Below are 20,942 nucleotides of genomic sequence, written 5' to 3'. Positions count from 1 at the left end.
GGGGGTCCTCACGTCACAGGTCGCAGGTCACATACGGAAGATGCCGAAGCCGGGCTCGCCCAGCGGCGCGTTCGCGCAGGCGGTCAGGGCGAGCCCCAGCACCTGGCGGGTCTCCAGGGGGTCGATGACCCCGTCGTCCCACAGCCGCGCGGTGGCGTAGTAGGCGCTGCCCTGCTCCTCGTACTGGGCGCGGACCGGGGCCTTGAAGGCCTCCTCGTCCTCGGCGGACCACTCCTGGCCGTCGCCCTCGATCTGGTCGCGCTTGACCGTGGCGAGGACGGACGCCGCCTGCTCGCCGCCCATCACGGAGATCTTGGCGTTGGGCCACATCCACAGGAAGCGGGGCGAGTACGCCCGCCCGCACATCGAGTAGTTGCCCGCGCCGTACGAGCCGCCGACGACCACCGTCAGCTTCGGGACGCGGGTGCAGGCGACGGCGGTGACCATCTTGGCGCCGTGCTTGGCGATGCCGCCGGCCTCGTAGTCGCGGCCCACCATGAAGCCGGAGATGTTCTGCAGGAACAGCAGCGGGATGCCGCGCTGGTCGCACAGCTCGATGAAGTGGGCGCCCTTCTGGGCGGATTCGGCGAAGAGGATGCCGTTGTTGGCGACGATGCCGACGGGGTGGCCGTGGATGCGGGCGAAGCCGGTGACGAGCGTCGTGCCGAACTCGGCCTTGAACTCCTGGAAGCGGGAGCCGTCGGTGATGCGGGCGATGATCTCGCGGGCGTCGTAGGGGGTGCGGGAGTCGACGGGGACCGCGCCGTACAGGCCGTACGGGTCGGCCTTCGGCTCCTCGGCCGGCTCCACCGCCCACGGCAGCGGGCCCCGCTCGGGCAGGGTCGCCACGATGTTGCGGACGATCCGCAGGGCGTGCGCGTCGTCCTCGGCGAGGTGGTCGGTGACGCCGGAGACGCGGCTGTGGACCTCGCCGCCGCCGAGCTCCTCCGCGGTGACGACCTCGCCGGTGGCGGCCTTCACCAGCGGCGGGCCGCCGAGGAAGATCGTGCCCTGGTTGCGGACGATGACGGCCTCGTCGCTCATCGCCGGGACGTACGCGCCGCCCGCGGTGCAGGAGCCGAGGACGGCGGCGATCTGCGGGATGCCGGCGCCCGACATGCGGGCCTGGTTGTAGAAGATGCGGCCGAAGTGCTCGCGGTCGGGGAAGACCTCGTCCTGCATCGGCAGGAACGCGCCGCCCGAGTCGACCAGGTACAGGCAGGGGAGGCGGTTCTCCAGCGCCACCTCCTGCGCCCGCAGGTGCTTCTTGACCGTCATCGGGTAGTACGTGCCGCCCTTGACGGTGGCGTCGTTCGCGACGATGACGCACTCGCGGCCGCTGACCCGCCCGATGCCCGCGATGACCCCGGCCGCCGGGGCCGCGCCCCCGTACATGCCCTCGGCGGCCAGCGGGGCGAGCTCCAGGAACGGCGAACCCGGGTCGAGCAGCGCGTCCACCCGGTCGCGGGGCAGCAGCTTCCCGCGCGCCGTGTGGCGGGCCCGGGCCTTCTCGCCGCCGCCGAGGCGGACCGCTTCCAGGCGGGCGCGCAGCCCCTCGGACAGTTCGAGGTGGGCCGCCTCGTTGGTGCGCCAGGCCTCGGACGCCGGGTCCGCGGTGCTGGTCAGCACGGGTGCCTGCTGCATCGGTCGAGCTCCCTTGCTCGGATCCACGGTTAATGAGCGTTAACGTCTGTGGCGCCTAGGTTAACGACCGCTAACGGCCCTGTCTAGAATGGTTGCCCATGAGCACTTCAGCGGCCGCACCCACCCGTCGCGAGCAGATCCTCAGCGAGGCCGCACGCCTCTTCGCCGAACGCGGCTTCCACGGCGTCGGCGTCGACGAGATAGGCGCGGCGGTGGGCATCAGCGGCCCCGGGCTCTACCGGCACTTCGCCGGGAAGGACGCCATGCTCGCCGAGCTGCTCGTCGGGATCAGCGAGCGGCTGCTCACCGGCGGCCGGCGCCGCGTCGAGGAGGCCGCCGGCGACCCGGCCGCCGTCCTGGCCTCGCTGATCGACGGCCACATAGACTTCGCCCTCGACGACCGCGCCCTCATCACCCTCCACGACCGCGAGCTGGACCGGCTGCGCGACGCCGACCGCAAGCTCGTACGGCAGCTCCAGCGCCAGTACGTCGAACTGTGGGTGGCCGTCGTGCGCGAACTGCACCCCGGCGTCGGCGAGGCCGAGGTCCGCGTCGCCGTCCACGCCGTCTTCGGCCTGCTGAACTCCACCCCGCACCTCGGGACACCCGGCCGGGAGGCCACGGAGTCGCTGCTGCGGCGGCTCGCGCACGGCGCGTTCGGGGCGCTGAGCGCGTGACGCGCCCGGTCCGCCGCTTGGGATGGAAGCCCCGCCTCCGGCGGGGCGGCGGCACAATGGGCCGCATGCCGAAGCCGACTGAGCCGACCGTGCCGATACCGACGTCCGTACCGACCCGCGCCGAACTGGTGGAACACCTGGTCCGCACGCGGATCGCCGGACAGGTCGCCACCCCCCGCGAGAACAACCTGGCCCACTACCGGGCCCTCGCCAACGGCGACCGGCACTACTGGCTCGGCCTCGACCTCGGCGACCGCTGGAGCGACGAGCAGGACGTCCTCGCGGTGATGGCGGAGCGCTGCGGCGTCGTCGACGACGCCGAGCACCGGCAGGGCCAGGACACCATCGACCCCGAGCTGACCGCCGCCGCGCTCGACCGGATGGCGGCCCGGCTGCGCAAGGCGGCCCTGGACCGGCAGAGCGTCCTCTTCGCCACCGGGCACCCGGGCGGCCTGCTGGACGTGCACCGCGCGACGGCCGCGGCGCTGCGGGCCGCGGGCTGCGAGATCGTCGCCATCCCCTCCGGGCTCGTCGCCGACGAGGCCTCGGTGTGGCAGTTCGCCGACGTCGCGGTCCTGGAGCGGGGCGCCACCCTGTGGCACACCCACTCCCCGGAGCCGATGGCCGCGATCCTCGACGGGCTCGCGGCCGCGGGCCGGCCCCTGCCGGACCTGGTCGTCGCCGACCACGGCTGGGCGGGCTGCGCGGCGCAGCGCGGCGTGGACGCGGTGGGGTACGCGGACTGCAACGACCCGGCGCTCTTCCTCGGCGAGGCCGAGGGCACCGTGCAGGTGGTGGTCCCGCTGGACGACCACGTCCGCGACCCGCGCTACTACGACCCCCTGGTCGCGTACCTGCTGGACGCGGCCGGCCTCGCGGGCTGAGAGGTCCGGCGCGGCGCGGCGCGGACGGACCGGGCGCTGTCGCACCGCGCCCGGGCGTCAGGCGCGCCGCGCCGGTCCGTGCGTCAGGCGCGCGGGACGCGGACCACGCCCTCCTGGATGACGGTGACGGCCAGGCGGCCGTCCCGGGTCCAGATGCGGGCCTGGCCGAGCCCGCGCCCCCCGTGCGAGGTCGGCGAGTCCTGGTCGTACAGGAGCCACTCGTCGGCGCGGAACGGCCGGTGGAACCACATCGCGTGGTCGAGGGAGGCGCCGACCACGTCGCCGACGGCCCAGCCGCCCCGGCCGTGCGCGAGCAGCACCGAGTCCAGCAGGGTCATGTCCGAGACGTACGTGGCCAGGCAGGTGTGCAGCAGCGGGTCGTCCCCGTCGAGCTTGCCCGCGGTGCGGAACCACACCTGCGAGCGCGGCTCGACGGGCTCGCCGATGGTGCCCCACGGCGGGGTGGTGGCGTACCGCAGGTCCACGGCGGCCCGCGACTCCAGCAGCCGCTCGACCGTGGCCTCGTCCTGGAACAGGTGCCGGTGGGCGGGCAGGTCCTCGGCGGCCGTGGGCAGCGTCTCCGGGTCCGGGGCGCCGGGCATGGCGACCTGGTGGTCGAGGCCCTCCTCGTACGTCTGGAAGGACGCCGAGAGGTGGAAGATCGGCTGGCCGTGCTGGACGGCGACGACCCGCCGGGTGGTGAAGGAGCGCCCGTCGCGGATGCGGTCCACGGAGTAGACGATGGGCGCGCCGGCGTCCCCCGTGCGCAGGAAGTACGAGTGCAGGGAGTGCGCGGTGCGGTCCCCGGGCACGGTCCGCCCGGCCGCGACCAGCGCCTGCGCCGCGACCTGCCCGCCGAACACCCGCGGCACCAGGGAGGTGCGGCTCTGGCCGCGGAAGATGTTCTCCTCGATCTGCTCAAGGTCGAGCAGATCGAGGAGATCGGTCAGTGCCTTGCTCAAGGGGTCTTACAGCCCCATCGACTTGGCGATGATCGTCTTCATGATCTCGCTGGTGCCGCCGTAGATGCGGTTGACGCGGTTGTCGGCGTACAGGCGGGCGATCGGGTACTCGTTCATGTAGCCGTAGCCGCCGTGCAGCTGGAGGCAGCGGTCGATGACGCGGTGGGCGACCTCGGTGCAGAACAGCTTCGCGGAGGCGGCCTCGGCCGGGGTCAGCTCGCCGGCGTCCAGGGCCTCCAGGGCGCGGTCGGCGACGGCCTGGGCGGCGTCCACCTCGGCCTGGCAGGCGGCCAGCTCGAACTTGGTGTTCTGGAAGTGGGCGACCGGCTTGCCGAAGACGGTGCGCTCGGTCACGTACTGCTGGGCGAAGCGGACGGCCGCGGCGGCCTGGGCGTACGCGCCGAAGGCGATGCCCCAGCGCTCGGAGGCCAGGTTGTGGCCGAGGTAGTAGAAGCCCTTGCCCTCCTCGCCGAGCAGGTCCTCGACCGGGACCTTGACGTCGACGAAGGCCAGCTCGGCGGTGTCGGAGGTCTTCAGGCCCAGCTTGTCGAGCTTGCGGCCGATGGAGTAGCCCTCGGACTTGGTGTCCACGGCGAACAGGGAGATGCCGAAGCGGCGGTCCTGCTCGGTCGGGGCGGAGGTGCGGGCGCAGACGATGACGCGGTCGGCGTGCACACCGCCGGTGATGAAGGTCTTGGCGCCGTTGAGGACGTAGTGGGTGCCGTCCTCAGAGAGCTTCGCGGTGGTCTTCATGCCCGCGACGTCGGAGCCGGTGCCCGGCTCGGTCATCGCCAGCGCCCACATCTCCTCGCCGGAGACGAACTTCGGGAGGTAGCGCTTCTTCTGCTCGTCGGTGGCGAGCATCTTGATGTAGGGCAGGGCGAGCAGGACGTGCACGCCGGAGCCGCCGAAGTTGACGCCCGCGCGGGAGGTCTCCTCGTACAGGACGGCCTCGAACTTGTGGGTGTCCAGGCCGGCGCCGCCGAACTCCTCGGGGACGTTGATGCCGAAGACGCCCAGCTCGCCGAGCTTGTAGTAGAAGTCGCGGGGCGCCTGGCCGGCGGCGAACCACTCGTCGTAGACCGGTACGACCTCGGCCTCGATGAAGGCGCGGAGGGTCTCCCGGAAGGCCTCGTGGTCCTCGTTGAACACCGTACGGCGCACGGCCGGCTCCCTTCGTCGCGGCAGTCCGCCGCCTGTGTCTAAGCGCTTGCTCATACCAAAGTTACCGGCGAGTTGGCGACTCTGTCCAGAGCTCGGCAGACGGTATGACAAGCGCCACCCCCGCTGGTGGCGGCGCCGGCGGCGGCCTCGGGGGAGACCCTGCCGACTCCCCTGACCGCGCGGGGGTGTTCCCGCAGGGGGCGGCTCCTGCCGGCGGAGGATCCGGCGGGCGGCCGGTGATCACCAGGATGGGAGCCGTCCCGCACCGCCCCGAGCCGACCCACCGGGAGCCCGTATGAACCGCCCTGCCCGCACCGCCCTCGCCGCCGCCCTCCTCCTCGGCCTCGCCGGGGTGCCGGACCGGGACGCGACGGCCGCCCTCATCCGCGTCGGCGGGAACGGCCGCTGGACGGGCGCGGCCGGCGTCCGCGACCTGCGCACCGGCGCCCCGGTCCTGGAGGACGCCCGCTTCCGGGCCGGCTCCACCACCAAGGTGGTCACCGCCGCGCTCGTCCTCCAGCTCGCCGCCGAGGGCCGGATCGACCTGGAAGCCCCCGTCCAGCAGCTGATGCCGGGGCTGCTGCCCGCGACGTTCGCCAAGCCCGTCACCGTCCGCCACCTGCTCACCTTCACCAGCGGCATCCAGGGCGGCGACGGCTTCGGCGACACCGTCGCCGAGGAGTACCCGCACCGCTTCGAGACGATCACCCCGCAGCAGTCCGTGGCCTCCGGCACCGCCAAGGGCCCGGCCTTCGATCCGGGCACGCGGCAGCAGTACAACAACATCAACTACACGATCCTCGGCATGCTGGTGGAGAAGGCCACGGGCGACACCTACGCCCACCAGGCCGAGGTCCGGATCTTCCGCCCGCTCGGCATGACCGGCACGTCCTTCCCGCGCGGCACCGACCCCCGCATCCACGGCCCCCACCACCGCGGCTACCAGCTGATCGACGGCAAGCCGGTCGACGTCACCGAGTGGAACATGTCCGACCGCTTCGCCGCGGGCGACATGATCTCCACCACCCGCGACATGGAGCGCTTCCTCACCGCGCTCTTCCGCGGCCGCGTCGTCCCCGCGCCACAGCTGGAGGAGATGTTCACCGTCCCGGACGTCCCCGGCGCCACGCGCAGCGCCGGCCTGCAGCGGTTCACCGTGAACGGCAAGGAGGTGTGGGGCAAGACCGGCGCCCGGCCCGGCTACCACACGGTGGTCGCCGCGACCCGCGACCTGTCCCGCACCCTCGTCTACTCCGTCAACAGCACCGACGCCAAGGGCGACGGACTGGCGATCTTCCAGCGGTTCGGACTGGCGGCCTTCAACCGCTGACCGGGGGGCCGGCCGGCGGCGCCTCCCCGTCCGCCGCCGTGCGCAGCGCGAACCACAGCTCCATGCGGACGTCCGCGTCGTCCAGGTCCCGGTCCAGGAGCGCCGCGGTGCGGGCGATCCGCTGGCGGACGGTGTTGCGGTGCACCCCCAGGTCGGCGGCCGTGCGGTCCCAGCTGCCGTGCCGGGCCAGCCAGGCGCGCAGCGTCTCCCTCAGGGCGGGGGAGAGCGGCCCGAGCAGGGCCTCGGCGTGGGCGCGGGCCTCGGCCTCGCCGACGAGGCCCGCCAGGCCCGGCTCGGTGTGCCGGGCCAGGGACGCACGGGCCGCCTCGGCGCGGGCCAGGGCACGGCGGGCCTGCGCGTCGGCCACGGCCAGGGCGTCCGGCGCGGCCGGGGCGCTGACCCCGAGCCGCCACCCGGGCTGCGGGGCCGGATCCCGGTCGGTGAGGAGCCGTACGGCCGGCCCGTCCGGATCGGCCAGTACGGTGCCCAGCGCGGCAGCCAGGCCCCGCGGGTCGGCACCGCCGCGGGCGTGGACCGCGTACCAGGGGCCCGGACCGCCCAGCGCCGCCGCGGGGGAGCCGCCCAGCAGCAGCCGGGTCAGCGCCGCGGCCTGCTCCCCGGCCGGCCGCTCGGCGGTGAGCAGCGTCAGCAGCACCGCCGCGACCGAGGCGACGGTGTGGTCCCCCGGGGACCGGGCCGGGGCGGCGGTGCCCAGGGCGGCCTGCCGGTCCGCGTGCCGGCCCAGGGCATGGGCCGCCAGGTGCCAGCCGTCCGCCTGGTCCGTGGCGGTGGCCGGGCCGCCGGGCCGCCCCACCCGGGCCAGCAGCGCGTCCAGCGCCTCCCGGGCCCCCGCCGCGGCCGGCGGCGGACTGCCCGCGGCCCGGCCGTCCGGCCACAGCACGACGTACCCGCCGAGGCCGGCCGCGAGCCGCGACAGCACCGCCGGGACCGGGTCGGGGCGGGCCGCCGCGGCGGCGAGGGCCTGCTGGGCCTCGGTCACCCGGCGCAGCTCCCGCGTCCGCGCCTCGGCCATCAGCCGCCACACGGCTCGGGCCACCGCGGTGAACGGGGTCCGCGGTGGCACCTCCACCAGCGGCAGCCCGTGCCGCGCGCACTGGCCGAGGCGTGCCCGCGGCACGGGCGGCACCGGCGAGGCGGGATCCCCGCCGGGGCCCGGAACATCCGGTGTGCGGGATTCATCCATGGATACTCCGGACATGTCAGCAGGGCCGTATGGAGGAAACGTACACTTCGCGCCCTCCCGGCCGCGCCGTACGCTCGAAGGACCGCACCAGCAGGACCTCACGAAGGGCACCCCATGAGCACCGAGCAGACGCCGCGCGGACCGGTCGACTCCTCCCGCATCCCGCGCTACGCGGGCCCCGCGACGTTCGCGCGACTGCCCCGCCTGGACGAGGTCGGCTCCGCCGACGTCGCCGTCGTCGGCGTGCCCTTCGACTCCGGCGTCTCCTACCGCCCCGGCGCCCGCTTCGGCGGCAACGCCATCCGTGAGGCCTCCCGCCTGCTGCGCCCGTACAACCCGGCGCAGGACGCCTCCCCCTTCGCGCTGGCGCAGGTCGCCGACGCCGGCGACATCGCCGTGAACCCCTTCAACATCAACGAGGCCGTCGAGACGGTCGAGGCCGCGGCAGACGAGCTGCTGAACGCCGGCTCCCGCCTGATGACCCTCGGCGGCGACCACACCATCGCCCTGCCGCTGCTGCGCTCGGTCGCGAAGAAGCACGGCCCGGTCGCCCTGCTGCACTTCGACGCCCACCTGGACACCTGGGACACCTACTTCGGCGCCGAGTACACGCACGGCACCCCGTTCCGCCGCGCCGTCGAGGAGGGCATCCTCGACACCGAGGCGCTCTCCCACGTCGGCACCCGCGGCCCGCTGTACGGCAAGCAGGACCTCGACGACGACGCCAAGATGGGCTTCGGCATCGTCACCTCCGCCGACGTCTACCGCCGCGGCGCCGACGAGGTCGCCGACCAGCTGCGCCAGCGCATCGGCGACCGCCCGCTGTACATCTCCATCGACATCGACGTCCTCGACCCGGCCCACGCCCCCGGCACCGGCACGCCCGAGGCGGGCGGCATGACCTCCCGCGAGCTCCTGGAGATCATCCGCGGCCTGTCCTCCTGCAACCTGGTCTCCGCGGACGTCGTCGAGGTCGCCCCGGCGTACGATCACGCCGAGATCACCTCGGTCGCGGCCTCGCACACCGCGTACGAGCTGACCACCATCATGAGCCGCCAGATCGCGGCCGCGAAGGGCAAGTAGGCGCCACGCCCTTCGGCACGTCGGCACGGAAGGCCCGCACAGCGTGACGCACGACCACGACCTGGTACTCCGCCCCACCGACGCCCAGCGGGCGGCGGCCCTCGCCGCCCCGCCGGGCCGCACGGGCGGGGACCTGGTCGTGGAGACGCTGCGCGGGCTCGGCGCGACGACCGTGTTCGGACTGCCGGGGCAGCACGCCCTCGGCCTGTTCGACGCGGTCGGCCGCTCCGACCTGCGGCTCGTCACGCTGCGGGTGGAGAACAACGCCGGCTTCGCGGCCGACGCGTACGGCCGGCTGACCGGCGAGGCCGTGCCGCTGCTGCTGTCGACCGGCCCGGGCGCGCTCACCGCGCTGCCCGCCCTGGCGGAGGCGGCCGCCGCCTCCTCACCGGTCCTCGCGATCTCCTCGCAGGTGCCGACCGCCGGCCTCGGCGGCGGACGCCGCGGCCACCTGCACGAACTGCGCGACCAGACCGCCTCCTTCCGGGACGTCGTCAAGTCCGTCCACTCCGCCCGCACCCCCTCGCAGATCCCCTCCGCCGTCGCCGCGGCGTGGGAGTCGGCGCTGACGGCGCCGCACGGCCCGGTCTGGGTGGAGATCCCCGAGGACGTCCTGCGGGCCGAAACGTTCATCCCGCAGGTCACCGGCATGGACGCCACCCCGCACGAGCTCGCCCCGCGCCCCGAGCTGACCGCGCTCGCCGCGCACTGGCTGGAGCACGCCGAACGCCCGGCGATCCTCGCGGGCGGCGGCGTCATCCGCTCGGACGCGGCCGGAAAGCTGAAACAGCTCGCGGAGCGCCTCGACGCGCCCGTCGCCACCACCTTCGGCGGCAAGGGCGCCTTCCCCTGGAAGCACCCGCTGTCCCTCCAGTCCTGGCTGGAGGACCGCCACACCACCGACTTCCTCGAAGACGCGGACGTCCTGCTGGTGGTCGGCTCCGGGCTCGGCGAGCTGTCGTCGAACTACCACACGTTCCGCCCCCGCGGCCGCGTCGTCCAGATCGAGGCCGACCCCGGCAAGCTGGAGTCCAACCACACCGCGCTCGGCATCCACGCCGACGCCCGCCTCGCCCTCCAGGCCCTCCTGGAGACCGTCGCCGAACGACGCGACCCGGCCGCCGCCGAGCGCGTCCGCACCGTCCTGTCCGCCGTCAAGGCCCGCCTCGCCGGCCAGGGCCTCGCCCTGGAGCAGGGCCTGCTGGCGTCGATCCGCTCCGCCCTGCCCGCCCGCTCCCCGTCGTTCTGGGACATGACGATCCTGGCCTACTGGGCCTGGTCCGCCTTCGACCCGCGGCACCCCAACACCATGCACTCGGCACAGGGCGCGGGCGGCCTCGGCTACGCCTTCCCCGCCGCCCTCGGAGCCTGCCTGGCCGAGCCGGGCACCCCCGTCCTCGCCGTCTCCGGCGACGGCGGCGCCATGTACTCCCTCGCCGAACTGGCCACGGCCCGCCAGCACGACCTCGACGTCACCTGGCTGATCGTCGACGACGGCGGCTACGGCATCCTCCGCGAGTACATGGCCGACGCCTTCGACGGCCGCACCGCCGGCACCGAACTCACCCGCCCCGACTTCGCCGCCCTGGCCGAGTCCTTCGGCGTCCCCGCCGTCACGACCACCCCGGACGCCCTCCGCGCGGACCTGGAGAAGGCCCTGGCCGCATCCGGCCCGTCGGTGGTGGTCCTTCCGGCCAAACTCCGCATGTTCGCCCCGACCCACGTGTAGGACCGGGCCGCGCTCGCTAGGTTGGCCGCGATCACGAGCACGGAACGCGAGGGGGAGCGGTGTCGTTCGAGGGTGACTCAGGCCGGTCCGGGCAGTCCGCGGCGCCCGACGGCCCGCCGCCGCGGATGCGGCTGAACCAGCTCGCCGCCGACCCCGGCGGCGGCAGCGCGGCGCCCGGCGGGCCCGGCCTGCTGGCCACGGCGCCTCCCGAGAAGAAGAAGGCCGCCAACACCATCGAGAACGTCCTCCAGCCCGGCACGACGAAGGCCGCGGACGCGGCCGACGAGCCGACCAGGACCGCGGTCAAGGCCTTCACCGGCTGGGACACCGCGGCCGGCCTGGCCAAGGCCCACACCCACTGGGACGACCAGGTCAAGCGCCTCATGGCCCGCCTCGCCTCGGAGAAGACCGCCCTGCGCGGCGCGTCCACCCTCTTCACCGGGAACGACCAGCTGACGGGCCGGAGCTTCCAGCCGGTGCAGTCCAAGGTCACGGGACTGTAGGGGGCGGGCCGGACGTGCCGAGCTACGCGGAGATCATGCAGACGGACCTGTCCGCGCTCACCACCGCCGCCGAGGGCTGGAAAGCCATGGCGGCGCAGTTCAAGACCCTGGAGGACGTCTACAGGGACGAGGTCCAGAAGGTGTCCGCCGGCAACGGCTGGCAGGGCTCCGCCGCCACCACCGCCGCCGGCAGCTCCGCCGCCACCCGCCAGGAGTACGCGTCGGCGCAGAAGGAGGCGCTGGCCATGGAATCGCTGCTGCGCGACGCGCACGCCCGGTTCACCGAGCTCAAGAGCCGGCTCGCCTCGGCCGTCGCGGACGCGCAGGCCGCCGGCATGAAGGTCTCCGACGCGGGCGTCGCGAGCTACGACTACTCCAAGGCCGACGCCGCCACCGCGAACGCCCTCCGGCACGACCCCGACCTCCCGGAGACCGAGCGCGCCTGGACCCGCCGGATCGCCGACACCGTCAAGGCCGTCACCGAATTCGACGCGGACGTCAAGACCGCCCTGCTGAACGCCTCCGGCGCGGACGGCACCGCGATGTTCGGCTTCAACGCCAAGCCCGTCAACGACGTCGAAGCCGTGGAGGCGCTCGCCCTCACCCACAGGATCCGCCAGGGCAAGGCCTCCCCGGAGGAACTGCGGCACTTCGACGAGGTCCTGAAGCAGAACTCCCGGGACAAGCACTTCGCCGAGGCGTACCTGCACGCCATGGGAGCGAAGGACACCCTCCTGCTCGCCGACCAGATGCACCTGGCGTCGAACGAGCGCGGCGCGTCGGCCGCCGAACGGGGGCTCCACGAGTCGATCAACGCGGGCCTCGCCGGCACGATCGCCTCCGGCACCAAGGACCCGGACGGGTACACGTACAAGCCGTTCGTGAACGGGCTCAAGGAGCACGGCCCCGAGCTCGTCGCCAAGGGCCTGCGGCCCACGTACGGCTATCAGGCGCTGGTCACCCTCATGGCGAACGGCGACGGCTACGGCAGGCAGTTCCTGAACGACGTCGGCCACGGCATGATCGAGGCCGAGAAGTCCAAGCCGCACATGTACGACCACGCCTACGACCCCCAGCGCCCCGACCTGATCGGGGACCCGCTGGACGGCCTGCTCGGCATCATGGGCAAGAGCCCCGACGCGGCGACGTACTTCCTCGACCCCGAGGCACCCGGCAACAAGAACGAGCACCTCACATACCTGCTCACCGAACGCGACATGCCGGACCCGTACGTCTCCACCGGCTACGGCCCCCCGATGGCGATGCACGGCGACAAGACGGCCGGCCTCGGCGCGGCCCTCCAGGCAGCGGCGACCGGCCACACCGACGGCGAGAAACTCGGCCCGGCAGGCCCGCACACGGAAGGCCAGGCCCGGGTCATGCACCACGCCGTGCGCCTCCTCGACCGGGAGATGGACGGCGACGAGTTCCCGAAGGACCTGGAGGGCCTGCGGCGGCCGATGGCGAAGGCGCTGGCCGACTACGTGGGGGACACGCACGACATCCTGGGCGGATCGAAGACGGACCTGGGAGGCATCCACGGCAGCGACGCCATCCACGGTTCGGGCGACAAGGCCCAGATCGCGGTCGGCCAGGCCAGCCTGATCCGCGTCATGCGAGGCGTGGCCGACGACGGCCCGGCGTTCGCCCTGCTGGTCGAGGCGGAACGGGCGTACGCGGCGGAACAGCTGGCCAAGGCAGCCCCGTACAAGGGCGACCTCCACGGGGTCAGTGCGGACTGGGACAACCGCGCGCACGGCATCGGCGCGGCGAGCGGTGCCTTGAACGGCATCGGGGCAGACGTCTACCGCGACAAGGAAGAAGACGCGGTCAAGTGGGCGGAAGGCACGTCGGAGCACACGGCAGCCGCCGTCAACGGGCTCATCGGTGAGATCCCTGTCGTGGGCACGGTAGGCGGATCGCTGATCGACTCGGTCAAGTACCAGTGGCTCGAAGGGGTCAAGGACGAGGCCGAGGAGCAGGGCAAGAAGGACTCCAGCAAGAACTACGGGGCGGGCATGGAAGCGAGCAACCAGCTGTTTGATGCGTGGGGGAGGCAGCAGGGGATCACCGAGGACCCTGCGTTCAAGCACGCCCGCAACGAGATGGGCCAGGCGTACACGACCGGTCGGGATGCCGCCCGTGCGCACCTCAGGTCCTGACGTGCGCAGGACGCTTGGCCGCTCGACGGCTGCGCTCGTGTGCGTGGTGCTCCTGGCAGCATGCGGCTCGGACGACACCGAAGAGAAGGCGGCGGGTGTGTGCGAGGCCCCCTCCGCTTCCGAAGAAGCGGTTTTCCTACGGGAGATCCTGCAGACCGAGGCGTTCACGACGGACCAGCGCAAGCCGAAGGACGAGCTGGTGCGCAAGCTGAAGCGAGACTTGCGTTCCCTGCCGCCCGACCGGGACACGTTCCACCACCTCGCGTGCAGGTTCGCGACGGCAAGCGATACGGGGTACGCCGGGGCCAACTTCTCGTACGCGTGGATGCCGCGTACCGCTCCTCGGAAGCCGCTGATCGGCGACGACGTGGCGTACGACGTGAACGGTGTGCGCGTCGTGGCGGGCGCCACGATGGCGAAGCTGCTCGTCCCGTGCGATATGCCCGGTGACCTCGTGGAGCAGTCGCAGAAGGCGGACCTGTACACCGACGTGTACTTCCACTTCGTCCGCTCCGAGCCCGACAGGAGCCAAGCCGGAAAGGACAAGCGGGCGGCCTTGACCTATCTCGTGACCCGCCACATCACCGACGCGCTCGGCTGCGAGAACAGGCCCCTGGAGCAGCCCCCGACCGTGAAGCCGCTCCCCGCCCCTACCCCCTGACGGGGAACTCGGCCCACACCGTCTTGCCGATGCCGTGCGGGCGGGGGCCGTGGCCCTGGGGGGAGCAGCCACGATGCGTCAGAAGGGGCAACGTCCACGTTCCTCACCCACTTATCTAGATAGGTGTTCAGTGAAGCGCCATTCGGAGGCTGTGGCGTGTGGGTGTCTAGATATGTTCGCGACTGTGTGATCAGGTATGCGAAAGCAGCCAATCGTGCCCTCTGCCGCCCCCTAGGCTGTCCGGAGATGATCGGGGAGGGATGGCATGCCTCGTGGCGCCCAGAAGCGGCAGCCCAAGTACCAGCGCATCGCCGCCGACTTGAAGGACGGCATTGCGTCCGGCCGGTACGGACCCGGCGACCGGCTGCCCGGTGAGAGCGACCTGATGGCCACCTACGGCGTGGCCCGGATGACCGCCCGCCAGGCGTTCGCGGCGCTCCAGGCCGAGGGGCTGGTCGAGCCCCGCAAGGGTGCGGGGGTCTTCGTCCGGGAGTTCAAGGTCGGCATCCGGCGCCGCGGGATCCAGCGACTCGCCGTCGAGGTGTGGGGCGCGGGCGGTTCCATCTGGGCCGCCGACGCCACTGCACACGATGTCACCGTGCACCCGCTCGGCGTCGCCGAGGAGCCCGCCCCGGGCGCCTTGGCCGCGGCCCTCGCGGTTCCGGTCGGGGCGGCCGTCCTCGTCCGCCGCAGGAAGTTCCTCCTCGACGGCAGGCCGGTCATGCTGGCCACCTCCTACCTGGACGCCGCCCTCGCCGCCGGCACCCGCATCGCCGAGCCGGACACCGGGCCCGGCGGGGTCTACGCCCGGCTCGCCGAGCTCGGGCGGGGGCCCGTGCGGTTCCGGGAGGAGATCCGGTCACGGATGCCCGCGCCGGAGGAGGCCAAGGCGCTCGCCCTCGGGCCAGGGACGCCCGTCGTGCTGGTGTGCCGCACCGCCTTCGACGCCGACCGGCGGGTCGTCGAGGTCAACGAGATGGCGCTCGACTCCGCCGCGTACGTCCTGGAGTACGAGTTCGACGCCGTCTGACGCCCTTCGGGTGATGACGCTGTGTCACGGCCGGGATCCGGGAGCGGTCGGTGGCGGCTGTGGGAGCGTACCCGTGAGCCGATCCTCGTCGATCCGGGAGCGGAGGCGCAGACCCCGTCATGCCCGCAATCCCCCGAAGCCTCGCCGCAGCGGCGGCCGCGACCGTGCTGGCCGCCGTCCTCACCGCCTGCCAGGAACCCGCTCCGACCCCGGAGCCCGACACACTGCCGTCCACGGCGGCGGAGCCGTCCGGCACCGGCACCTCCTCGGACACGCTGTTCCTGGGGGGAAGCGCCCACCGGTCCCGCCCGGCCGTCCACGTGCCCACCGCGCCCGTGGGCAAGCCGGTCGAACGGAACCTCGACATCACCAACGCCAAGAGTGAGGCCGACACCGTGACCAGCGTTTCGGCGGGCGAGACCGTGAGGAGGGCGGCGGCGGGATTCCGCCAGGGGGACCTGTCCCTCGCGAAGGACGGCTGCACCGGCGTCGAACTGCCGCCCCAAGGAAGCTGCACGGTCGTGATCCGGCACGTGGCCTCCGAACCCGGCGGCTACAGCGGGCAGGTCACCGTCGAGACCTCCGACAGCGAGGTCTACACGGTCGACGTCATCGGCGAGGCGACGACCGCCGGCGAGACCACCGGCGGCACCGAGGAACCGACCGGCCCGTCGCCGACGGGGGACGCCGCGCCCACGGACGCCACCCCCACCGAGGACCCGTCGCCGACGGAGGACGCCGAGCCCACGGAGGCCACTCCCACCGAGGAACCGCCCGCCGCGATCATGGGCTGATCTCCAGCCGGACGGAGTCGTCGTCGGGGATCACCGCCAGGCGGGGCTCCTGGCGGGTGAGGGCGTGGGAGATCAGGTAGAAGCGGGCCGGTGACTTCGCGAGCAGCCGGAAACCGCGGTACTGGTACCGGTACGGAGCCATGCCCGGGCCCGTGTCGACGAAGCGGATGTCCTCCAGGTGGTGGGGGACGCGCACCGTCGAGTGGACGATGACCCGGGGGCACTCGTCGTCGACGCACCCCGTGGCCGCGAGGCCGCCGGCCGCGGTCCTGCCCGCCTGGGCCGCGTACCGTGCCATGGCGAAGAACAGGCTCAGCGTGAGCAGCCCGATCAGCAGGGCGCCGCCCGCCAGCCACAGGCGGTCGCCCGTCAGGGCCCCCCGGTCGCGGTCGTCGCGCCGGGGCCGCCCCAGGTGCATCTGGACGGCGAAGAACGCCAGCGTGGCCCCCAGCGCCACGATCAGGCAGGGCAGGAACTCGCGCACCCACCCCTGCGGCAGGCGCGGAATCCGGCTCTCCAGGAAGAACGCCGGGAACCCGGCCAGGACCAGCAGCATGCCGACGGCCAGCAGCGACAGCACCACCTTGTGGCGCACCGCCTCGCGGCCCGGCACCGCCAGGGCCCGGCCCACCGCGCCCAGGACCAGCAGGACGACCAGCCCGCAGACCAGCAGCAGCCAGAACGGGAAGAAGACGGCGGTCGGGCTCTTGGCGACGTAGGTGTGCATGGAGAGCTGCAGATCGTTCGCCGGGATGCCGAAGTAGGCGTAGTACGCGTCGGTGTACGTCCGGCCGAAGTAGTAGAGGAGGCCGAGGACGACGGTCGCCGGAGCCGTGACGTACGCCACCTTCTCCAGGGCCGACCCCCGGTCGCGCCCCCCGTCCGGCGGCGGCTGCTCCTGCGGCTCGGGCATGCGCCCAGCATGGGCGCGCCCGCCGGGCGCCGCACGCGGGGCGGCGCCGCACGGCTGAGCCGGCCGCCCCGGCGCCGCGGGCGCGTTCACGCGGACGGCCGCGCCCCGCGTGCGCCCGACGTGACACATCCGCACCGTCGAGATGTTGCGGCGGGATGAAATCCGCCGGTCGGCGCGTTGGGGGAGGCGGCAGCGACGGACGACGGGGAGGCAGAACGTGGCGGCGGCGCAGACAGAGCAGACAGCCGGGACGAGGGCGAGGGACGACGGGCCGCGAGGGAAAGCCCCCGGCTGGGCCAGGCGGCTCACGGCGTACACCTGGCGGTACAAGGCCAACGTGCTCCTCGCGCTCGGCTCCTCGCTCGCCGGCATGGCCGTCACGGCCCTCGTCCCGCTCGTCACCAAGGTCATCATCGACGACGTCATCGGCGACCACAGCAAGCCCATGGCCCCCTGGGCCGGCCTGCTGATCGGCGCTGCGCTGCTCGTCTACGCCTTCACCTACATACGCCGCTACTACGGCGGGCGCCTCGCCCTGGACGTGCAGCACGACCTGCGCACCGACATGTACGCGACCATCGCCCGGCTCGACGGCCGGCGCCAGGACGAGCTGTCCACCGGCCAGGTCGTCGGCCGCGCCACGAGCGACCTCCAGCTCATCCAGGGCCTCCTCTTCATGCTGCCGATGACCGTCGGCAACTTCCTCCTCTTCGGGATATCCCTCGGCGTCATGCTGTGGCTGTCGCCGCTGCTGACGCTCGTCGCGCTGCTGATGGCACCCGCCCTGTGGTTCATCGCCCAGCGCAGCCGCAAGCGGCTCTTCCCCGCCACCTGGTGGGCGCAGGGCCAGGCCGCCGCCGTCGCGTCCGTCGTCGACGGCGCAGTGACCGGCGTCCGCGTCGTCAAGGGCTTCGGACAGGAGGAGCAGGAGACCGCCAAGCTGCGCGACGCAGGCCGCCGGCTCTTCGCCGGCCGGCTGCGGACCATACGCCTGAACTCCCGCTACACCCCCGCCCTCCAGGCCGTCCCCGCCCTCGCCCAGGTCGCCATGCTGGCCCTCGGCGGCTGGATGGCCACCCGCGGGCAGGTCAGCCTCGGCACGTTCGTCGCCTTCTCCACCTACCTCGCCCAGCTCGTCGGTCCCGTCCGCATGCTGGCCATGGTGCTCACCGTCGGCCAGCAGGCCCGCGCCGGCGCCGAGCGCGTGTTCGAGCTCGTCGACACCGAGCCCGCCATCCGGGAGGGCTCCCACGAGCTGCCCGCCGACGCGCCCGCGACCGTCGAGTTCGACGGGGTCGTCTTCGGCTACGACCCCGAGCGGCCCGTCCTCGACGGGTTCTCCCTCACCGTCCGCGCCGGCGAGACCGTCGCCGTCGTCGGATCCTCCGGCTCCGGCAAGTCGACGCTCTCCCTCCTCCTGCCGCGCTTCTACGACGCCGACCGCGGCACCGTCCGCGTCGGCGGGCACGACGTACGGGACCTCACCTACGACTCGCTGCGCGCCGCCATCGGCCTCGTCCCCGAGGACTCCTTCCTCTTCTCCGACAGCATCCGCGCGAACATAGCCTTCGGCCGGCCCGACGCCACCGACGCCGAGATCCGGGCCGCCGCCCGCGCCGCGCAGGCGGAGGGCTTCGTCGAAGCCCTGCCCGCCGGGTACGACACCAAGGTCGGCGAGCAGGGCCTGACCCTCTCCGGCGGCCAGCGCCAGCGCATCGCCCTGGCCCGCGCGATCCTCACCGACCCGCGCCTGCTGCTCCTCGACGACGCCACCTCGGCCGTCGACGCCCGCGTCGAACACGAGATCCACGAGGCGCTGCGCGCCGTCATGGCGGGCCGCACCACCCTGCTGATCGCGCACCGCCGCTCCACGCTCGCGCTCGCCGACCGGATCGCCGTACTCGACCGCGGGCGCCTCGCCGACATCGGCACCCACGAGGAGCTGGAGCGCCGCTCCGCGCTGTACCGCCGGCTGCTGACCGACCCCGACGCCCTCGCCGCCGGCTCGCCCCGCACCGCCGACGCCCCGGGGGCGGCGGCCGGATACGAGCGGGACCTGGAGAAGGACATCGAGGTCGAGGCCGAGATCGACGCCGAGCCGGTCAACGCCAAGCGGCGCGTCGCCGGCGGGGTCACCCCCGAGCTGTGGCGCCGGCAGGAGGACGACTCGCAGAAGGCCGGCGCGCCCGCCGCCGCGGCCGCGGCCGGCGGTCCGGGGGCGGTGTTCACCATGGCGGGCGCCGTCGGCGGGATGCCGGCCACGCCGGAGCTGCTCGCGAAGGTGGCCGCCCTGCCACCGGCCGACGACGAGCCGGACGTCGACGAGTCCCGCGCCGCGGGCGCCGAGTCCAGCTACAACCTGCGCCGCCTGCTGCACGGCTTCTGGGCGCCGCTCGCCATCAGCCTCGGGCTCGTCGCCGCGGACGCGGCCGCCGGGCTGCTGCTGCCGGTCCTGATCCGGCACGGCATCGACCAGGGCGTCGAGCAGGCCGCGATCGGCGCCGTCTGGGCGGCGTCGCTGCTGGCCCTGGCGGTGGTCGTCGGCCAGTGGGCGGCGCAGTTCGCGGAGACGCGGATGACGGGCCGGACCGGCGAGCGGGTGCTGTACGCGCTGCGCGTGAAGATCTTCGCGCAGCTCCAGCGGCTCGGCCTGGACTACTACGAGCGCGAGCTCACCGGCAAGATCATGACCCGGATGACCACGGACGTGGACGCGCTGTCGACGTTCCTGCAGACCGGGCTGGTCACCGCCGTCGTCTCCGTCTTCACCTTCCTCGGGATCCTCGTCGCCCTCGTCGTCATCGACGCCGGCCTCGCCCTGATCGTCTTCGCGACCCTGCCCGTCCTCGTCGTCGGCACCGTCTTCTTCCGCCGCAAGTCGGTCGTCGCGTACGAGCTGGCCCGCGACCGGGTCAGCCTCGTCAACGCCGACCTCCAGGAGTCCGTCTCCGGGCTGCGCATCGTGCAGGCCTTCCGCCGGCAGGGCGCCGGGGCGGTCCGCTTCGCGGAGCGCAGCGACGCCTACCGGCAGGCGCGGGTGCGCGGCCAGTGGCTGATCTCGGTCTACTTCCCGTTCGTGCAGCTGCTGTCCTCGGGGGCGGCCGCGGCCGTCCTGATCGCCGGTGCGGGCCGCGTCGAGGCCGGCACGCTGACGCTGGGCGCGCTGGTCGCGTACCTGCTGTACATCGACCTGTTCTTCGCGCCCGTCCAGCAGCTGTCCCAGGTGTTCGACGGATACCAGCAGGCCACGGTGTCCCTCGGCCGGATCCAGGAGCTGCTGCGCGAACCGACCGCGACGCCGGCCCCCGCCGACCCGCGGGAGGTGCGGGAGCTCCGCGGCGAGATCGCCTTCGAGGACGTCCGCTTCGCGTACGGCACCGCGCAGGAGCGCGGGGAGAAGGGCGAGGCGCTGGCCGGAATCAGCCTGCGGATACCCGCCGGGCAGACCGTGGCCTTCGTCGGTGAGACCGGCGCCGGAAAGTCGACGCTGGTCAAGCTCGTGGCGCGGTTCTACGACCCGACGGGCGGCCGGGTCACCGCCGACGGCGCCGACCTGCGGGAGCTGGACCTGACGGCGTACCGGCGCCGCCTCGGCGTGGTCCCGCAGGAGCCGTACCTCTTCCCCGGCACGGTCCGCGACGCGATCGCCTACGGGCGGCCCGACGCGAGCGACGCCGAGGTCGAGGCGGCGGCCCGCGCGGTCGGAGCGCACGACATGGTCGCCACCCTGGACGGCGGCTACCTGCACGCCGTCGCGGACCGCGGCCGCAACCTGTCGGCCGGGCAGCGCCAGCTGATAGCGCTGGCCCGCGCCGAACTGGTCGACCCCGACGTGCTGCTGCTCGACGAGGCCACCGCGGCGCTCGACCTGGCCACCGAGGCGCAGGTCAACCGGGCCACGGACCGGCTGGCGGGCAAGCGCACCACGCTCGTCGTGGCGCACCGGCTGACCACGGCCGCCCGCGCCGACCGGGTCGTCGTCATGGACCGCGGCCGCGTCGCGGAGGACGGCACGCACGACGAACTCCTCGCCCGCGGGGGCCGGTACGCCGAGCTGTGGCGGACCTTCGTCGGGGAGGACGAGCCGGCCGCCGCCTGAGCCGCCCCGCCTCACCACCAGCCCTCCGGAACGTGCACCGAGCAACCTTCCGGGGGGCTCGTGCGTCGTACGTCTGTGCGCGTCGCGTACGGGGGTACGGGTG

At 73.5% G+C, this 20,942-nt stretch carries 16 protein-coding genes; 11 read left to right on the top strand and 5 right to left on the bottom strand.

Annotation, left to right across the window (positions count from 1 at the left end; all coding sequences use genetic code 11):
• Nucleotides 1–27: 27 nt before the first annotated feature.
• A complete protein-coding gene (locus EF903_RS06075) occupies nucleotides 28–1,644 on the bottom strand; it encodes a carboxyl transferase domain-containing protein (RefSeq protein WP_125541683.1) in 1,617 nt (538 codons plus the stop codon).
• A 98-nt stretch (nucleotides 1,645–1,742) separates the two neighbouring features.
• Between EF903_RS06075 and EF903_RS06070 the strand changes: the two genes are divergently transcribed.
• Both EF903_RS06070 and EF903_RS06065 read left to right on the top strand, forming a co-directional pair.
• Nucleotides 1,743–2,321: a TetR/AcrR family transcriptional regulator gene (locus tag EF903_RS06070; RefSeq protein ID WP_125541681.1), complete on the top strand. Its 579-nt coding sequence runs from the start codon at nucleotides 1,743–1,745 to the stop codon at nucleotides 2,319–2,321.
• Nucleotides 2,322–2,377: 56 nt separating this feature from the next.
• A complete protein-coding gene (locus EF903_RS06065; RefSeq protein WP_125541680.1) occupies nucleotides 2,378–3,205 on the top strand; it encodes a phosphatase in 828 nt (275 codons plus the stop codon).
• Between the two features lie 83 nt (nucleotides 3,206–3,288).
• Here the strand turns inward: EF903_RS06065 and EF903_RS06060 are convergent, their stop codons facing one another.
• Nucleotides 3,289–4,167, bottom strand: coding sequence for an acyl-CoA thioesterase II (locus EF903_RS06060; RefSeq protein ID WP_125541678.1), 879 nt, complete (start codon nucleotides 4,165–4,167; stop codon nucleotides 3,289–3,291).
• Between the two features lie 6 nt (nucleotides 4,168–4,173).
• Entirely contained in the window at nucleotides 4,174–5,331 is a 1,158-nt protein-coding gene (locus EF903_RS06055; protein ID WP_125541676.1) for an acyl-CoA dehydrogenase family protein, read from the bottom strand.
• Between the two features lie 220 nt (nucleotides 5,332–5,551).
• Between EF903_RS06055 and EF903_RS06050 the strand changes: the two genes are divergently transcribed.
• The gene (locus EF903_RS06050; protein WP_399420224.1) at nucleotides 5,552–6,661 is read left to right on the top strand and encodes a serine hydrolase domain-containing protein; all 1,110 of its coding nucleotides are present in this window, start codon (nucleotides 5,552–5,554) and stop codon (nucleotides 6,659–6,661) included.
• On the opposite strand, the gene EF903_RS06045 is transcribed toward EF903_RS06050, so the two are convergent.
• A complete protein-coding gene (locus EF903_RS06045; protein ID WP_260614877.1) occupies nucleotides 6,651–7,865 on the bottom strand; it encodes a helix-turn-helix domain-containing protein in 1,215 nt (404 codons plus the stop codon). The genes EF903_RS06050 and EF903_RS06045 overlap by 11 nt on opposite strands.
• Nucleotides 7,866–7,979: 114 nt before the next feature.
• Here EF903_RS06045 and speB point away from each other — a divergent pair, with 114 nt between their 5' ends.
• The 7 genes from speB to EF903_RS06010 all read left to right on the top strand — a co-directional run bounded on the left by speB (nucleotide 7,980) and on the right by EF903_RS06010 (nucleotide 15,827).
• The gene (speB, locus tag EF903_RS06040; RefSeq protein ID WP_125541670.1) at nucleotides 7,980–8,948 is read left to right on the top strand and encodes an agmatinase; all 969 of its coding nucleotides are present in this window, start codon (nucleotides 7,980–7,982) and stop codon (nucleotides 8,946–8,948) included.
• A gap of 43 nt (nucleotides 8,949–8,991) precedes the next feature.
• Nucleotides 8,992–10,677, top strand: a complete 1,686-nt coding sequence (locus EF903_RS06035; RefSeq protein WP_125541667.1) for a thiamine pyrophosphate-binding protein — start codon at nucleotides 8,992–8,994, stop codon at nucleotides 10,675–10,677.
• Between the two features lie 59 nt (nucleotides 10,678–10,736).
• Nucleotides 10,737–11,180 (top strand): hypothetical protein, encoded by a 444-nt coding sequence (locus tag EF903_RS06030; RefSeq protein ID WP_260614876.1) that lies wholly within the window; start codon nucleotides 10,737–10,739, stop codon nucleotides 11,178–11,180.
• A 14-nt stretch (nucleotides 11,181–11,194) separates the two neighbouring features.
• Nucleotides 11,195–13,342 (top strand): DUF6571 family protein, encoded by a 2,148-nt coding sequence (locus EF903_RS06025; protein ID WP_125541664.1) that lies wholly within the window; start codon nucleotides 11,195–11,197, stop codon nucleotides 13,340–13,342.
• 1 nt (nucleotide 13,343) lies between these two features.
• A complete protein-coding gene (locus EF903_RS06020; RefSeq protein WP_125541661.1) occupies nucleotides 13,344–14,003 on the top strand; it encodes a hypothetical protein in 660 nt (219 codons plus the stop codon).
• A 265-nt stretch (nucleotides 14,004–14,268) separates the two neighbouring features.
• The gene (locus EF903_RS06015) at nucleotides 14,269–15,033 is read left to right on the top strand and encodes a GntR family transcriptional regulator (RefSeq protein ID WP_125541658.1); all 765 of its coding nucleotides are present in this window, start codon (nucleotides 14,269–14,271) and stop codon (nucleotides 15,031–15,033) included.
• 119 nt (nucleotides 15,034–15,152) lie between these two features.
• Nucleotides 15,153–15,827 (top strand): hypothetical protein, encoded by a 675-nt coding sequence (locus EF903_RS06010; protein ID WP_125541655.1) that lies wholly within the window; start codon nucleotides 15,153–15,155, stop codon nucleotides 15,825–15,827.
• Here EF903_RS06010 and EF903_RS06005 read toward each other — a convergent pair.
• The gene (locus EF903_RS06005) at nucleotides 15,817–16,740 is read right to left on the bottom strand and encodes a hypothetical protein (RefSeq protein ID WP_125541653.1); all 924 of its coding nucleotides are present in this window, start codon (nucleotides 16,738–16,740) and stop codon (nucleotides 15,817–15,819) included. The two genes, EF903_RS06010 and EF903_RS06005, sit on opposite strands and share 11 nt — an antisense overlap.
• A 217-nt stretch (nucleotides 16,741–16,957) precedes the next feature.
• On the opposite strand from EF903_RS06005, the gene EF903_RS06000 reads away from it, so the two are divergent.
• Nucleotides 16,958–20,839, top strand: coding sequence for an ABC transporter ATP-binding protein (locus EF903_RS06000; protein ID WP_312845887.1), 3,882 nt, complete (start codon nucleotides 16,958–16,960; stop codon nucleotides 20,837–20,839).
• Nucleotides 20,840–20,942 lie beyond the last annotated feature (103 nt).

The organism is Streptomyces sp. WAC05292, from assembly GCF_003949955.1.
GTDB classification, from domain to species: domain Bacteria; phylum Actinomycetota; class Actinomycetes; order Streptomycetales; family Streptomycetaceae; genus Streptomyces; species Streptomyces globosus.
Note: the sequence above shows the minus strand (reverse complement) of the source record. Positions and strands in the feature narration are given on the sequence as shown.